This is a genomic window from Arthrobacter sp. JSM 101049 (assembly GCF_041679245.1).
Lineage (GTDB): Bacteria > Actinomycetota > Actinomycetes > Actinomycetales > Micrococcaceae > Arthrobacter_H.
Genome location: NZ_JBGFFC010000001.1, coordinates 320466 through 336747, shown reverse-complemented (window position 1 = coordinate 336747; position 16282 = coordinate 320466). Strand labels below are relative to the sequence as shown.

Sequence of the window (16282 nt, the reverse complement as noted above, 5' to 3'; positions counted from 1 at the left end):
GTCTTCCCTCTTTCCAATCGGCCTTCATATAGCGGTGGGCCCGATGTTCGGTGGTGTTCCGGGTTCCTCATCCCGGGCGGGGACGGCGTCGGAAACCTGACGGTCTGTGGAAGGATCCATCTTGGTCGCCTCGAGCACCTCAAATCATCAAACCGCTAGTTCAGCCCGTACCGCGGAAGCGGCAGGCCGAATCACATTCGCAAAGATCCATGAACCCCTCGACGTGCCGAACCTGCTGGCACTGCAGGTTGAGAGCTTCGATTGGCTCGTCGGCAACGACAGCTGGAAGGCACGCCTGGAGAAGGCGCGCGCCGAGGGCATCACCGGCGTGGCCGACACCTCCGGCCTGGCCGAGATCTTCGAGGAGATTTCCCCGATCGAGGACTTCCAGGGCACCATGTCCCTGAGCTTCTCCGAGCCGGAATTCGCCGACCCGAAGTACACCGAGGCCGAGTGCAAGGACCGCGACGCGACCTACGCAGCCCCGCTGTACGTCAAGGCCGAGTTCATGAACAACAACACCGGTGAGATCAAGCAGCAGACCGTGTTCATGGGCGACTTCCCGCTGATGACCGGCAAGGGCACCTTCATCATCAACGGCACCGAGCGTGTCGTCGTCTCCCAGCTGGTCCGTTCCCCGGGCGCCTACTTCGAGCGCACACCGGACAAGACCAGCGACAAGGACATCTTCACCGCGAAGATCATTCCGTCGCGTGGCGCCTGGTTCGAGCTCGAGATCGACAAGCGCGACCAGGTCGGCGTCCGCCTCGACCGCAAGCGCAAGCAGTCCGTGACCGTGCTGCTCAAGGCCCTCGGCTGGACCGAAGGCCGCATCCTCGAGGAGTTCGGGCAGTACGACTCCATCCGCGCGACCCTGGAGAAGGACGCGACGGAGACCAAGGAGGAGGCGCTGCTGGACATCTACCGCAAGCTGCGTCCCGGCGAGCCGCCGACGGTCGACGCCGCCCAGGCCCTGCTCGACAACCTCTACTTCAACGCCAAGCGTTACGATCTGGCCAAGGTCGGCCGCTACAAGATCAACCACAAGCTCGGCGTCGACACCCCGCTGGATTCGGCCGATGCCTCGGTGCTGAACATCGACGACATCGTCGCGATGATCAAGTTCCTGGTCGCGCTGCACGCCGGCGAAGCGACCGTTCCGGGCGTGCGCAAGGGCGAGAACGTCGAGATCCGCGTGGAGGTCGACGACATCGACCACTTCGGCAACCGCCGCATCCGCGCCGTCGGCGAGCTCATCGAGAACCAGGTCCGCACCGGCCTTTCCCGCATGGAACGCGTCGTGCGCGAACGCATGACCACTCAGGACGTCGAGGCGATCACGCCGCAGACCCTGATCAACATCCGCCCCGTCGTGGCCGCGATCAAGGAGTTCTTCGGAACCTCCCAGCTCTCGCAGTTCATGGACCAGAACAACCCGCTCGCCGGACTGACGCACAAGCGCCGCCTGTCCGCGCTGGGTCCGGGTGGCCTGTCCCGTGACCGCGCCGGCATGGAAGTCCGCGACGTCCACCCCTCGCACTACGGCCGCATGTGCCCCATCGAGACCCCTGAAGGCCCGAACATCGGCCTCATCGGCTCGCTGGCGACGTACGCCCGCATCAACAACTTCGGGTTCATCGAATCCCCGTACCGCAAGGTTCTCGACGGCAAGGTCACCGACCAGGTCGACTACCTCACCGCGGACGAGGAACTCGATTGCATCATCGCCCAGGCGAACGCCCCGATGACCGAGGACCTGCACTTCGTCGAGGACCTGGTCCTCTGCCGTGAGCGTGGCGGCGGTGGCGAGCCCGTGCTCGTCGAGCCGGCCGAGATCGACTACATGGACGTCTCCCCGCGCCAGATGGTCTCCGCGGCCACCGCGCTGATCCCGTTCCTGGAGCACGACGACGCCAACCGCGCGCTCATGGGCGCCAACATGCAGCGCCAGGCCGTGCCGCTGCTGGCCTCCGAGGCCCCGCTGGTCGGCACCGGCATGGAGAAGTACGTGGCGGTCGACGCCGGCGACTCCATCACCGCCGCCAAGCCCGGTGTGGTCACCGAGGTCTCGGCCGACCTGGTCACCGTCATGAACGACGACGGCACCGAGTCCGCCTACCCGATCATGAAGTTCGCCCGCTCGAACCACGGCAACGCCTACAACCAGCGGGTCCGCGTCTCCGAGGGCGAGCGCCTGGAATACCAGTCGATCATCGCCGACGGCCCGTCCACCGACAACGGTGAGCTGGCCCTGGGCAAGAACCTCCTGGTCGCCTTCATGTCCTGGGAAGGGCACAACTTCGAGGACGCGATCATCCTCTCGCAGCGCATGGTCTCCGACGATGTGCTGACCTCGATCCACATCGAGGAGCACGAGGTCGATGCCCGCGACACCAAGCTCGGCGCCGAGGAGATCACCCGGGACATCCCGAACGTCTCCGAGGAGGTCCTGGGCCAGCTCGACGAGCGCGGCATCATCCACATCGGTGCCGAGGTCGAGGCCGGGGACATCCTGGTCGGCCGCGTCACGCCGAAGGGCGAGACGGAACTGACCCCGGAGGAGCGCCTGCTGCGCGCCATCTTCGGCGAGAAGTCCCGCGAAGTGCGCGACACCTCCCTGAAGGTGCCGCACGGCGAATCCGGCACCGTCATAGGCGTGCGGATCTTCGAGCGCGACAACGACGACGAACTGCCCCCGGGCGTGAACCAGCTGGTCCGCGTGTACGTGGCGCAGAAGCGCAAGATCACGGACGGCGACAAGCTCGCCGGACGCCACGGCAACAAGGGCGTCATCTCCAAGATCCTGCCGGTCGAGGACATGCCGTTCCTGGAGGACGGCACCCCGGTCGACGTCGTGCTCAACCCGCTGGGTGTTCCGGGCCGCATGAATGTCGGCCAGGTGCTGGAGATCCACCTCGGGTGGGCCGCCAAGCAGGGCTGGAAGATCGAAGGCGAGCCGGAATGGGTGAAGGAACTGCCCAACCTGCCGCGCGAGTCCGGCCCCACGACCGTGGCCACCCCGGTGTTCGACGGCGCGCACGAGGACGAGATCCGCGGGCTGCTGGACCACACCAACGTCACCCGCGACGGCGACCGCCTGATCGGTAACTCCGGCAAGGCGCGCCTGTTCGACGGCCGCTCCGGCCAGCCGTTCCCGGACGAGGTGTCGGTCGGCTACATGTACATCCTGAAGCTGCACCACCTGGTGGACGACAAGATCCACGCGCGCTCCACCGGCCCGTACTCCATGATCACGCAGCAGCCGCTGGGTGGTAAGGCACAGTTCGGCGGCCAGCGCTTCGGCGAGATGGAAGTCTGGGCCCTCGAGGCCTACGGCGCCGCGTACACGCTGCAGGAACTGCTGACCATCAAGTCCGATGACATCCACGGACGCGTGAAGGTCTACGAGGCCATCGTGAAGGGCGAGAACATCCCGGAGCCGGGCGTTCCGGAGTCCTTCAAGGTCCTCATCAAGGAAATGCAGTCGCTCTGCCTGAACGTGGAGGTCCTCTCCACCGACGGCAATCCCATCGAGATGCGGGACTCGGACGAAGAAGTGTTCCGGGCTGCGGAAGAGCTGGGCATCGACCTGTCCCGGTCGGAGCCGAGCTCCGTCGACGAGGTTTAGCACGACGGCGGTGCCCGGCTCCCGTGCCGGGCACCCGCCCTCGTACCCGTTCCTTATCCGTTCCCCCGGCGGGCCACGAGCCCGCCGCTGAACACCAGACTTCTTCAGAACAAGAGAGAGACAGGGACCACATGTCCAGCGAATCCTCATTCGGCACCATGCGCATCGGCCTGGCCACCGCGGAAGAGATCCGCGACTGGAGCTTCGGCGAGGTCAAGAAGCCGGAAACCATCAACTACCGCACCCTGAAGCCCGAGAAGGACGGCCTTTTCTGCGAAAAGATCTTCGGTCCGTCCCGGGACTGGGAGTGCTACTGCGGCAAGTACAAGCGCGTGCGCTTCAAGGGCATCATCTGTGAGCGCTGCGGCGTCGAGGTGACCCGCGCCAAGGTGCGCCGCGAGCGGATGGGCCACATCGAGCTCGCCGCACCCGTCACCCACATCTGGTACTTCAAGGGCGTCCCCTCGCGCTTGGGCTACCTGCTGGATCTGGCGCCGAAGGACCTCGAGAAGGTCATCTACTTCGCCGCCTACATGATCACCTCGGTCGACGAGGAGCGCCGCCACGCCGAGCTGCCGAACCTGCAGGCCCAGCACGACGTCGAGCGCAAGCAGCTCGTCGACAACCGCGACTCCGACATCGCGGCCATTGCCCGCGACCTGGAGAACGACCTCGCCAAGCTCGAGGCCGAAGGCGCCAAAGCCGCCGACAAGAAGAAGGCCCGCGACCTCGCGGACAAGACCATGGCCCAGGTGCGCAAGCGTGCAGACGCCGAGATCGAACGCCTCGAGCAGGTCTGGGACCGCTTCAAGAACCTCAAGGTCGCCGACCTCGAGGGCGACGAGGGCCTCTTCCGCGTGCTGCGCGAGAAGTACGGGCTGTTCTTCGAAGGCTGCATGGGCGCCGAAGCCATCCAGAAGCGCCTGGAGTCCTTCGACATGGACGCCGAGGCCGAGCTGCTGCGCGACATCATCAAGAACGGCAAGGGCCAGCGCAAGACCCGTGCCCTGAAGCGCCTGAAGGTCGTCAACGCGTTCCTGACCACGTCCAACAGCCCCATGGGCATGGTGCTGGACGCCGTCCCGGTGATCCCGCCGGAACTGCGCCCCATGGTCCAGCTCGATGGTGGCCGTTTCGCCACCTCCGACCTCAACGACCTGTACCGCCGCGTGATCAACCGTAACAACCGCCTGAAGCGGCTGCTGGACCTCGGGGCCCCCGAGATCATCGTGAACAACGAAAAGCGCATGCTCCAGGAAGCCGTTGACTCGCTGTTCGACAACGGCCGTCGCGGCCGCCCGGTCACCGGACCGGGCAACCGCCCGCTGAAGTCGCTCTCCGACATGCTCAAGGGCAAGCAGGGCCGGTTCCGCCAGAACCTGCTCGGCAAGCGCGTGGACTACTCCGGCCGTTCGGTCATCGTCGTCGGCCCGCAGCTGAAGCTGCACCAGTGTGGCCTGCCGAAGCAGATGGCACTGGAGCTGTTCAAGCCGTTCGTGATGAAGCGCCTGGTAGACCTCAACCACGCGCAGAACATCAAGAGCGCCAAGCGCATGGTCGAGCGCTACCGTCCGCAGGTCTGGGACGTGCTCGAGGAGATCATCACCGAACACCCGGTGCTGCTCAACCGTGCACCCACCCTGCACCGCTTGGGCATCCAGGCGTTCGAGCCGCAGCTCGTCGAGGGCAAGGCCCTGCAGCTGCACCCGCTCGTCTGCGCCGCGTTCAACGCCGACTTCGATGGCGACCAGATGGCAGTCCACCTGCCGCTGAGCCCCGAGGCCCAGGCCGAGGCACGCATCCTGATGCTCTCGAGCCACAACATCCTCAAGCCCTCCGACGGCCGCCCCGTGGCGCTGCCGTCCCAGGACATGATCATCGGCCTGCACCACCTGACCACCAAGCGCCCGGGGGAGGCCGGAGACGGCCACGCCTTCAGCTCGGTGTCCGAGGCGCTCATGGCGATGGACCGTGGCGACCTGCACCTGAACGCGCCGGTGAAGATCCGTGTGGAGGGCTTCGTGCCCTCCGACGAACAGCCTGCTCCCGAGGATTGGGAAGAGGGCACTCCGGCCCTCGTCGACACCTCCCTGGGCCAGGTCCTGTTCAACGAGACGCTGCCGGCGGACTACCCCTGGGTTGCCCGCGTGGCCGGCAAGGACGCGCTCTCCGACATCGTCAACGACCTGGCCGAGCGCTACCCGAAGGTCATTGCGGCGGCGACGCTGGATAACCTGAAGGATGCCGGGTTCAAGTGGGCGACGCGGTCGGGCATCACGGTGGCCATTTCGGACATCACCTCGAACATGGACAAGGCCGCCATCCTGGCCCCCTACGAGGAGCAGGCACTGAAGGTCCAGTCGCAATTCGACAAGGGCCTGATCGCCGATGACGAGCGCCGTTCCGAGCTGATCGACATCTGGACCAAGGCGACCGACGAGGTGGCCGAGGCCATGCGCGCCGGCATGGAGGAACTGAACACCATCAACCGCATGGTGACCTCCAAGGCCCGTGGTAACTGGCTCCAGTTGCGTCAGATCGCGGGTATCCGTGGCCTGGTGTCCAACCCGAAGGGCGAGATCATCCCGCGCCCGATCAAGTCCTCCTACCGTGAGGGCCTGTCCGTGCTCGAGTACTTCATCGCCACGCACGGCGCCCGTAAGGGCCTGGCGGATACCGCGTTGAAGACCGCCAACTCGGGTTACCTGACCCGTCGTCTGGTCGACGTCTCGCAGGACGTCATCGTCCGCGAGGCCGACTGCGGCACCGAGCGCGGCCTGACCGTGCCGATCGCCTACGTCGACGAGATCGGCACCGTGCGGATGCACGAGACGGTGGAGAACTCCGCCTACACCCGTACTCTGGCCGTCGACGTCGTCGACGCCGAGGGCAAGGTGCTGGCCGAGGCCGGCTCCGACGTGGGCGACGTCCTCATCGACGAGCTCTTCGCGGCGGGCGTCCAGGAGATCAAGGTCCGCTCCGTGCTGACCTGCGAGTCCGCAGTCGGAACGTGTGCGCTGTGCTACGGCCGTTCGCTGGCCACGGGCAAGACCGTGGACATCGGCGAGGCCGTTGGCATCATCGCCGCCCAGTCCATCGGCGAGCCCGGTACCCAGCTGACGATGCGTACCTTCCACACCGGTGGTGTCGCCTCCGCAGAGGACATCACCCAGGGTCTGCCCCGTATCCAGGAGCTCTTCGAGGCCCGCACCCCCAAGGGTGTCGCCCCGATCTCCGAGGTTGCCGGACGCGTCACCATCGAGGACGCCGAGAAGCAGCTGCGGATCGTCATCACCCCCGATGACGGCTCCGAGGAGATCGCCTACCCGGTGTTGCGTCGTGCACGCATGCTGGTGGCCGATGGCGATTCCGTCGCCGTCGGGCAGCAGCTGGTCGCCGGTGCCATCGACCCGAAGCAGGTCCTGCGTGTCCTCGGACCGCGCGAGGCCCAGAAGTTCCTGGTCCGCGAAGTCCAGGACGTCTACCAGTCCCAGGGTGTGGGCATCCACGACAAGCACGTGGAGGTCATCGTCCGCCAGATGCTGCGCCGCATCACGGTCATCGAGTCCGGCGACACGGGTCTGCTGCCCGGCGAGCTGGCCGATCGCAGCCGCTTCACCAGCGAAAACCGCAAGGCGGTTTCCGAGGGGAAGACTCCGGCATCGGGTCGTGACGAGCTCATGGGCATCACCAAGGCCTCCCTGGCTACGGATTCATGGCTCTCCGCGGCGTCCTTCCAGGAGACCACGCGTGTCCTGACGCAGGCGGCGATGGAAGGCAAGTCGGATCCGTTGCTCGGCCTGAAGGAGAACGTGATCATCGGTAAGTTGATCCCGGCCGGCACCGGCCTGGACCGCTACACGCAGGTCACGGTCGAGCCCACCGAGGAAGCCAAGGCCAACCTCTTCACCGGTCCGAGCGCCTTCACGGGCTTCGACTATGAAGGAGTCGAGCCGGGGATGAGCCCCGAGTTCCACGCCATCCCGATGGATGACTACGATCTCGGGAACGACTTCCGCTAGTCGCTGCCTGATCGGCTGATCCACACGATGGCCGGCTTCCCCTCCGGGGAGGCCGGCCATCGGCGTTCCGGCGGCTTGAGGGGCCGCCGCCCAACTCGGTAGATAGTGCCCCTGGGGGACTTGTCCACTTTTCTGCCCGTTCGCCGCCCTCATCCTTCGATGCCTGCGCTGCCCGCCTGCCGCCAGGGGAGAGGTGGTGGCCCGCGGTCGCCGTTCGCCGCATGGCCCGGCAGGGGCAGTACCCGGATATCGGGGCGCCGGGAGCGTGGTAGGATATGGGTAATTGTTTTTATGTGTGGCAAATGGACACGGTCCGGGTTGCGGGGAACTTGCGCAACAAATGCCACACTTTTGCACGCCTACGGTCGATTCCGCAAGCGGTGCGATGAAACGACCAAAAGCGCAGTGTCCGCCAGCCGCATGTGGGGCTCGGGCGCAGCAGAACCAAGAAACCGGAGGACACGAAAGTGCCTACTATTCAGCAGTTGGTCCGCAAGGGCCGCTCGCCGAAGGTCAACAAGACCAAGGCCCCTGCCCTGAAGGGCAACCCGATGCGCCGTGGCGTGTGCACCCGCGTGTACACCACCACGCCGAAGAAGCCGAACTCCGCGCTGCGAAAGGTTGCCCGCGTGCGCCTGGCCGGTGGCGTCGAAGTCACCGCCTACATTCCCGGTGTCGGCCACAACCTGCAGGAGCACTCCATCGTGCTCGTCCGCGGCGGCCGCGTGAAGGACCTCCCGGGCGTCCGCTACAAGATCGTCCGCGGCGCACTCGATACGCAGGGCGTGAAGAACCGCCAGCAGGCCCGCTCCCGCTACGGTGCCAAGAAGGAGAAGAAGTAATGCCTCGTAAGGGTCCGGCGCCCAAGCGCCCCCTCGTTTCCGATCCCGTCTACGGATCCCCGCTTGTCACCCAGCTGATCAACAAGGTCCTGGTCGATGGCAAGAAGTCCACCGCCGAGCGCATCGTCTACGGTGCCCTCGAAGGTGTCCAGGCCAAGACCAACTCCGATCCGGTGGTCACCCTCAAGAAGGCCATGGACAACGTCCGCCCGGCCATCGAGGTCAAGTCCCGCCGCGTCGGCGGCGCCACCTACCAGGTGCCGATCGAGGTCAAGCCGGGCCGCGCCACCGCGCTGGCATTGCGCTGGCTCGTGGGCTACTCGAAGGCCCGCCGCGAGAAGACGATGATCGAGCGCCTCATGAACGAGGTCCTGGATGCGTCGAACGGTCTGGGTGCCGCTGTGAAGCGTCGCGAGGACACTCACAAGATGGCCGAATCCAACAAGGCATTCGCCCACTACCGCTGGTAACAGGCCTCATGCGCGACGGCGGGGCGGGGCACCCCAGGTGCCCCACCGTCGTCGTGCAGGACACCACAGAAAAAGGGAGACAACGTGGCACAGGACGTGCTCACCGACCTCACGAAGGTCCGCAACATCGGCATCATGGCGCACATCGATGCCGGTAAGACCACTACTACGGAACGCATCCTGTTCTACACGGGTGTGAACCACAAGATCGGCGAAACGCACGACGGCGCATCGACGACTGACTGGATGGAGCAGGAGAAGGAACGCGGCATCACGATCACGTCGGCCGCCGTGACCTCCTTCTGGGACAACAACCAGATCAACATCATCGACACCCCCGGCCACGTTGACTTCACCGTCGAGGTCGAGCGCGCACTGCGCGTGCTCGACGGCGCCGTTGCCGTCTTCGATGGCAAGGAAGGCGTGGAGCCGCAGTCCGAGACCGTCTGGCGCCAGGCCGACAAGTACGATGTCCCGCGCATCTGCTTCGTCAACAAGATGGACAAGCTGGGCGCTGATTTCTACTACACGGTCGACACGATCGTGAAGCGCCTGGGCGCCAAGCCGCTGGTCATGCAGCTGCCGATCGGTGCCGAGAACGACTTCGTCGGTGTCGTGGACCTCATCAAGATGAAGGCCCTCGTGTGGCCGGGCGACGCCAAGGGCGATGTGACCATGGGCGCCGCCTACGAGACCCGCGAGATCCCCGAGGACCTGCAGGCCAAGGCCGAGGAATACCGCGCCAAGCTGGTCGAGGACGTTTCCGAGTCCTCCGACGAGCTGATGGAGAAGTACCTCGAAGGTGAAGAAATCACCAACGAGGAACTGGTCGCCGGCATCCGCAAGATGACCGTCAACTCCGAGGCCTACCCGGTCTTCTGCGGTTCCGCATTCAAGAACCGCGGCGTGCAGCCGATGCTCGACGCCGTCGTGTCCTACCTGCCCTCGCCGCTGGACGTTCCCCCGATGATCGGGCACGACCCGCGCAACGAGGAAACCGAGATGACGCGCAAGCCGAGCGAGGACGAGCCGTTCTCCGCGCTGGCGTTCAAGATCGCGGCGCACCCGTTCTTCGGGCAGCTGACCTTCATCCGCGTCTACTCCGGCAAGGCCTCCTCCGGCCTCCAGGTGATGAACACCACCAAGGGCAAGAAGGAGCGCATCGGAAAGCTCTTCCAGATGCACGCCAACAAGGAGAACCCTGTGGAGGAGGCCCACGCCGGGCACATCTACGCCGCGATCGGCCTGAAGGACACCACCACCGGTGACACCCTCTCAGCGATCGATGCACCGATCGTGCTCGAGTCGATGTCCTTCCCGGATCCGGTGATCTTCGTGGCCATCGAGCCGAAGACGAAGGGTGACCAGGAGAAGCTCTCCACGGCCATCCAGAAGCTCTCGGCCGAGGACCCCACGTTCACCGTGTCGCTGAACGAGGACACCGGCCAGACCGAGATCGGCGGCATGGGCGAGCTCCACCTGGACATCCTGGTGGACCGCATGAAGCGCGAGTTCCGCGTCGAGGCCAACGTGGGCAAGCCCCAGGTTGCCTACCGCGAGACGATCAAGAAGGCCGTCGACAAGGTCGACTTCACGCACAAGAAGCAGACCGGTGGCTCGGGCCAGTTCGCCAAGGTCCAGGTGGCCTTCGAGCCGCTGGACACCTCGGAGGGCGTGTTCTACGAATTCAAGAACGCCGTCACCGGTGGACGCATCCCGCGCGAGTACATCCCCTCGGTGGATTCGGGCATCCAGGACGCCATGCAGTTCGGCGTGCTGGCCGGTTACCCGATGGTCGGCGTGAAGGCCACGCTGCTTGACGGCGCCTACCACGACGTCGACTCGTCCGAAATGGCGTTCAAGATCGCCGGTTCCCAGGTGTTCAAGGAAGGCGCCCGTCGCGCCAACCCGGTCATCCTGGAACCGCTGATGGCCGTTGAGGTCCGTACCCCCGAGGAGTACATGGGCGATGTCATCGGCGACCTGAACTCCCGCCGTGGCTCCATCCAGTCGATGGAGGACGCGGCAGGCGTGAAGGTCGTCAAGGCCAACGTTCCGCTCTCGGAGATGTTCGGCTACATTGGCGACCTGCGGTCCAAGACCCAGGGCCGTGCGGTGTACTCGATGACCTTCGACAGCTACTCCGAGGTCCCCAAGGCAGTTGCCGAGGAGATCATCCAGAAGTCCCGCGGCGAGTAGTCTCCGCAGGGAATTAGACTGGTCGCGGACCGAAAGGTAAGCGGCACCGGGTTTGCCGGCCGGGCAGGGATGTCCGGCCGGCCTCCCCAGGCGAACGAAGGGTTCCCGTAGCGGAGCCGGACGGAAACCGCAATTTCAAAAAGTAAACAAGCCCACAGTAGACTTGATTGAGTTTCGCCTGCGAACCGCGCAGGCGGGGTAAGTCTTCTGAAAAACGTTCTAGGAGGAACCTGTGGCGAAGGCAAAGTTCGAGCGGACTAAGCCGCACGTTAACATCGGCACCATCGGTCACGTTGACCACGGTAAGACGACGTTGACGGCTGCCATTTCGAAGGTGCTTGCTGACAAGTACCCCGATCTCAACGACCAGCGTGACTTCGCGGCGATTGACTCTGCCCCGGAAGAGCGCCAGCGCGGTATCACGATCAACATCTCCCACATCGAGTACCAGACGGAAAAGCGCCACTACGCGCACGTCGATGCTCCGGGTCACGCTGACTACATCAAGAACATGATCACCGGTGCCGCCCAGATGGACGGTGCGATCCTCGTGGTTGCAGCGACCGACGGCCCGATGGCCCAGACCCGCGAGCACGTTCTGCTGGCCCGCCAGGTCGGGGTCCCGACGCTGCTGGTGGCCCTGAACAAGTCCGACATGGTCGAGGACGAGGAACTCCTCGACCTCGTGGAGATGGAAGTTCGCGAACTTCTGTCCTCGCAGGAATTCGATGGCGACAACGCCCCCGTGGTCCGCGTCTCCGGCCTCAAGGCCCTGGAAGGCGACCCGCAGTGGGTCAAGTCCGTCGAGGACCTGATGGAAGCCGTCGACGAGTTCATCCCGGACCCGGTCCGCGACAAGGACAAGCCGTTCCTGATGCCGATCGAGGACGTCTTCACGATCACCGGTCGTGGCACCGTCGTCACCGGCCGCGCCGAGCGTGGCACCCTGGGCATCAACTCCGAGGTCGAGATCGTCGGCATCCGCCCGGTCCAGAAGACCACGGTCACCGGCATCGAGATGTTCCACAAGCAGCTCGACGAGGCCTGGGCCGGCGAGAACTGTGGCCTGCTGCTCCGCGGCATCAAGCGCGAAGATGTCGAGCGCGGCCAGGTTGTCGTCAAGCCGGGTTCGATCACCCCGCACACCGAGTTCGAGGCCAACGTCTACATCCTGTCCAAGGATGAGGGCGGACGCCACAACCCGTTCTACTCGAACTACCGCCCGCAGTTCTACTTCCGCACCACGGATGTTACCGGCGTCATCACCCTGCCCGAGGGCACCGAGATGGTCATGCCCGGCGACAACACCGAAATGAGCGTTGTGCTGATCCAGCCCATCGCCATGGAAGAGGGCCTCGGCTTCGCCATCCGCGAGGGTGGCCGCACCGTTGGCTCGGGCCGCGTCACCAAGATCACCAAGTAGCATCTACCTGATGATCTGACCTGTAGGTCAGGAAAAGCCCCGTCGTGTCCACGACGGGGCTTTTTCGTGCCCCGGCCCCCCGCGACGCTCCGTACCCGTCGAGGTGGGCTGCCCCGGAACGGCTGGCGCGCGGTTTGTTCCGGCGGGGGAAGTGTGCGGTCTCCGTCCGCGCTGGCCACCTCCGCGGGCCGGGGAAGGCGCCAGCCGTGTTCTTGGACACCTCGGGGGAGCCGGCGTTTGGCAAAAGAGCACCGGGTCTGACACACTGGATAAGTTGTTCAAGCGCCTCTTTGTGCCTTGTGCTCGCCGATCGGTTCGCCGATACCGGAGCCGGGGCCGGTTTCGACCGAGATTGCGTCCCGCCCGGGATAATGCCCGGGGCAGGGGCGGATACGACGGAAACTGCGGGGCCCAAATATGACCCGCCCCCAATCCTCAGGGTTGTGTAGCCGATTCAAGGCGACACGCCCGACCGCGGGGGTCGGAGCTTCGACGAGGTGAGGAACCCGGGATTGCCCGGATTCAGCTCGTGCGAAGTGTGCCGGTCCGCAAGGACCCGTTAGTGCACAGTAACTGTACAGAGAGTGCTACTTAGAAAGAGGCATGACGCCATGGCGGGACAGAAAATCCGCATCCGGCTGAAGTCGTATGACCACGAGGTCATTGACGTTTCTGCCCGGAAGATCGTTGAGACGGTCACGCGCGCAGGCGCAACCGTAGTCGGCCCCGTGCCGCTGCCGACGGAGAAGAACGTGTACTGCGTGATCCGTTCGCCCCACAAGTACAAGGACAGCCGTGAGCACTTCGAAATGCGCACGCACAAGCGTCTGATCGACATCGTCGATCCGACCCCGAAGGCTGTTGATTCGCTGATGCGTCTCGACCTGCCGGCGGACGTCAACATCGAAATCAAGCTTTAGGGGAGGTGCTGAGAAACTATGACCGCAACCCGTAATGTGAAGGGCCTGCTGGGCACGAAGCTCGGCATGACCCAGGTCTGGGACGAGAACCACAACCTCATCCCCGTCACTGTCGTGCAGGTGGACCCCAATGTCGTGACGCAGCTCCGCAACGCGGACCGCGACGGCTACTCCGCCGTTCAGATCGGCTACGGCCAGATCGATCCGCGCAAGGTCACCAAGCCGCTGGCCGGCCACTTCGAGGCCGCCGGGGTCACCCCGCGCCGCCACGTGGTCGAGCTGCGCACCGCGGATGCCGAGACGTACAACCTGGGCCAGGAACTGTCCGTGGATCTCTTCGAGGCCGGCCAGAAGGTCGACGTCGTGGGCAAGTCCAAGGGCAAGGGCTTCGCCGGTGTCATGAAGCGTCACGGCTTCGCCGGTGTCAGCGCCTCGCACGGTGCCCACAAGAACCACCGTAAGCCCGGTTCCATCGGTGGAGCTTCCACCCCCGGACGCGTTTTCCAGGGCCAGCGCATGGCTGGTCGCATGGGAGCCGAGCGCGTGACCACGATGAACCTCACGGTTCACGCCGTGGACGCCGAGAAGAACCTCCTGCTGATCAAGGGTGCCGTACCGGGCGCCCGCGGCCGTGTCGTGCTCGTGCGCACCGCCGTGAAGGGAGCATAAGCAATGGCCAACACCGCACTCAAGGTCGAGCTTCCCGCTTCGATCTTCGACGTTCAGACCAACGTTCCGCTGCTGCACCAGGTCGTCGTGGCACAGCTTGCTGCCGCCCGCCAGGGTACGCACAAGACCAAGACCCGCGCCGAGGTTTCGGGTGCAGGCCGCAAGCCGTTCAAGCAGAAGGGCACCGGCCGGGCCCGTCAGGGCTCCATCCGCGCTCCGCACATGACCGGTGGTGGCGTGGTCCACGGGCCGACGCCCCGCGATTACTCGCAGCGCACCCCCAAGAAGATGAAGGCCGCCGCCCTGCGCGGAGCCCTCTCTGATCGCGCCCGCCACGATCGCGTCCACGTGATCGAGAACCTGGTTGCCGGCACCACGCCGTCCACCAAGGAGGCGCTGTCCACTCTGCGCGCTCTCACCGAGCGCAAGAACCTGCTCGTAGTCATCGACCGCGCCAACGACGTTGCAGCACTGTCCGTGCGCAACCTCGTGGATGTCCACGCACTCTACGTCGACCAGCTGAACACCTACGATGTTCTGGTCGCCGACGATGTCGTGTTCACCAAGGCCGCATTCGATGCCCTGGTCACCAAGGAGGACGCCAAGTGAGCGCCACCTTCTCCAAGTCCCCGCACGACGTCATCCTGGCGCCGGTCGTTTCGGAAAAGAGCTACGGCCTGATCGACGAAGGCAAGTACACCTTCCTGGTCGACCCGCGCTCGAACAAGACGGAAATCAAGCTGGCAGTGGAGAGCATCTTCTCCGTCAAGGTTGACTCCGTCAACACCATCAACCGTGCAGGTAAGCGCAAGCGCACCCGCTTCGGATGGGGAGCCCGCAAAGCTACCAAGCGTGCGATCGTCTCCCTTAAAGAAGGCACGATCGACATCTTCGGCGGTCCGCTTTCCTAAGCGGAGACCACTTTAACGAGGAATAAAACATGGCAATCCGCAAGTACAAGCCGACTACCCCGGGCCTGCGCGGCTCGAGCGTAGCCGACTTCGCAGAAATTACCCGGACTACCCCGGAAAAGTCGCTGCTCCGCCCGCTCTCCAAGACCGGCGGACGCAACAACTCCGGCAAGATCACCACCCGTCACAAGGGTGGTGGACACAAGCGCCAGTACCGTCTGATCGACTTCCGTCGTCATGACAAGGACGGCGTGCCGGCAAAGGTCGCTCACATCGAGTACGACCCGAACCGCACCGCCCGCATTGCGCTGCTGCACTACATTGATGGAACCAAGCGTTACATCATCGCCCCGAACAAGCTCTCCCAGGGTGACTCGGTCGAAGCCGGCGCAAACGCCGACATCAAGCCGGGCAACAACCTGCCGCTGCGCAACATCCCGGTCGGTACCGTGATCCACGCAGTGGAGCTTCGTCCCGGTGGCGGTGCCAAGATGGCCCGCTCCGCTGGCGCCTCGGTCCAGCTGGTCGCACGTGAGGGCCGCTTCGCGCAGCTCCGCCTGCCGTCCGGTGAAATCCGGAACGTCGACGTGCGTTGCCGTGCCACCATCGGCGAGGTCGGCAATGCCGAGCAGTCGAACATCAACTGGGGCAAGGCCGGCCGCATGCGCTGGAAGGGCGTCCGCCCGACCGTGCGTGGTGTGGTCATGAACCCCGTCGACCACCCGCACGGTGGTGGCGAGGGCAAGACGAGTGGCGGTCGCCACCCGGTCAACCCGAACGGCAAGCCGGAAGGCCGCACCCGCCGTCCGAACAAGGAAAGCGACAAGCTCATCGTGCGTCGCCGTCGTACTGGCAAGAACAAGCGATAGGAGCCTGGAAACATGCCACGCAGCCTGAAGAAAGGCCCCTTCGTCGATCAGCACCTCTACGTAAAGGTTGCTGCTGAGAACGAAAAGGGCACCAAGAACGTCATCAAGACGTGGTCCCGCCGTTCGATGATCGTCCCCGACATGCTCGGGCACACGATCGCCGTACATGACGGACGCAAGCACATCCCGGTGTTTGTCACCGAGTCGATGGTCGGGCACAAGCTCGGCGAATTCGCTCCCACGCGGACTTTCCGCGGCCACGTGAAGGACGACAAGAAGGGCAAGCGCCGCTAACCCGCGAGGGTGAGCGAGTGCTTAGCACTTCTTCG

General features: G+C 64.9%; 12 protein-coding genes. All 12 read left to right on the top strand.

Translation table 11 applies throughout. The features are described 5' to 3' along the window. Nucleotides 1-121: 121 nt before the first annotated feature. Entirely contained in the window at nt 122-3628 is a 3507-nt protein-coding gene (gene rpoB, locus AB8M85_RS01515; RefSeq protein WP_372697004.1) for a DNA-directed RNA polymerase subunit beta, read from the top strand. Between the two features lie 131 nt (nt 3629-3759). Beyond that, entirely contained in the window at nt 3760-7650 is a 3891-nt protein-coding gene (locus tag AB8M85_RS01510) for a DNA-directed RNA polymerase subunit beta' (protein ID WP_372697003.1), read from the top strand. Between the two features lie 467 nt (nt 7651-8117). Beyond that, nucleotides 8118-8492 (top strand): 30S ribosomal protein S12, encoded by a 375-nt coding sequence (gene rpsL, locus AB8M85_RS01505; RefSeq protein WP_372697002.1) that lies wholly within the window; start codon nt 8118-8120, stop codon nt 8490-8492. Then, nucleotides 8492-8962: a 30S ribosomal protein S7 gene (gene rpsG, locus AB8M85_RS01500; RefSeq protein ID WP_372697001.1), complete on the top strand. Its 471-nt coding sequence runs from the start codon at nt 8492-8494 to the stop codon at nt 8960-8962. Before rpsL ends, rpsG begins: the two co-directional genes overlap by 1 nt. Before the next feature lie 84 nt (nt 8963-9046). Next, nucleotides 9047-11161, top strand: coding sequence for an elongation factor G (fusA, locus tag AB8M85_RS01495; RefSeq protein ID WP_372697000.1), 2115 nt, complete (start codon nt 9047-9049; stop codon nt 11159-11161). A 232-nt stretch (nt 11162-11393) separates the two neighbouring features. Further along, a complete protein-coding gene (gene tuf / locus AB8M85_RS01490) occupies nt 11394-12584 on the top strand; it encodes an elongation factor Tu (RefSeq protein ID WP_372696999.1) in 1191 nt (396 codons plus the stop codon). 611 nt (nt 12585-13195) lie between these two features. Then, a complete protein-coding gene (gene rpsJ, locus AB8M85_RS01485; protein WP_013349689.1) occupies nt 13196-13504 on the top strand; it encodes a 30S ribosomal protein S10 in 309 nt (102 codons plus the stop codon). A gap of 18 nt (nt 13505-13522) precedes the next feature. Beyond that, nucleotides 13523-14173, top strand: a complete 651-nt coding sequence (gene rplC, locus AB8M85_RS01480) for a 50S ribosomal protein L3 (protein ID WP_372696998.1) — start codon at nt 13523-13525, stop codon at nt 14171-14173. 3 nt (nt 14174-14176) lie between these two features. Beyond that, complete coding sequence (rplD, locus tag AB8M85_RS01475) at nt 14177-14782, top strand: 50S ribosomal protein L4 (protein ID WP_372696997.1); 606 nt, start codon at nt 14177-14179, stop codon at nt 14780-14782. Beyond that, nucleotides 14779-15084 carry a 50S ribosomal protein L23 gene (rplW, locus tag AB8M85_RS01470; RefSeq protein ID WP_372696996.1) on the top strand — a complete coding sequence of 102 codons (306 nt, stop codon included), beginning with the start codon at nt 14779-14781 and terminating at the stop codon, nt 15082-15084. Before rplD ends, rplW begins: the two co-directional genes overlap by 4 nt. Nucleotides 15085-15113: 29 nt before the next feature. After that, entirely contained in the window at nt 15114-15953 is an 840-nt protein-coding gene (gene rplB, locus AB8M85_RS01465; protein ID WP_372696995.1) for a 50S ribosomal protein L2, read from the top strand. 12 nt (nt 15954-15965) lie between these two features. Then, nucleotides 15966-16247: a 30S ribosomal protein S19 gene (rpsS, locus tag AB8M85_RS01460; RefSeq protein ID WP_309851676.1), complete on the top strand. Its 282-nt coding sequence runs from the start codon at nt 15966-15968 to the stop codon at nt 16245-16247. Nucleotides 16248-16282: the final 35 nt, after the last annotated feature.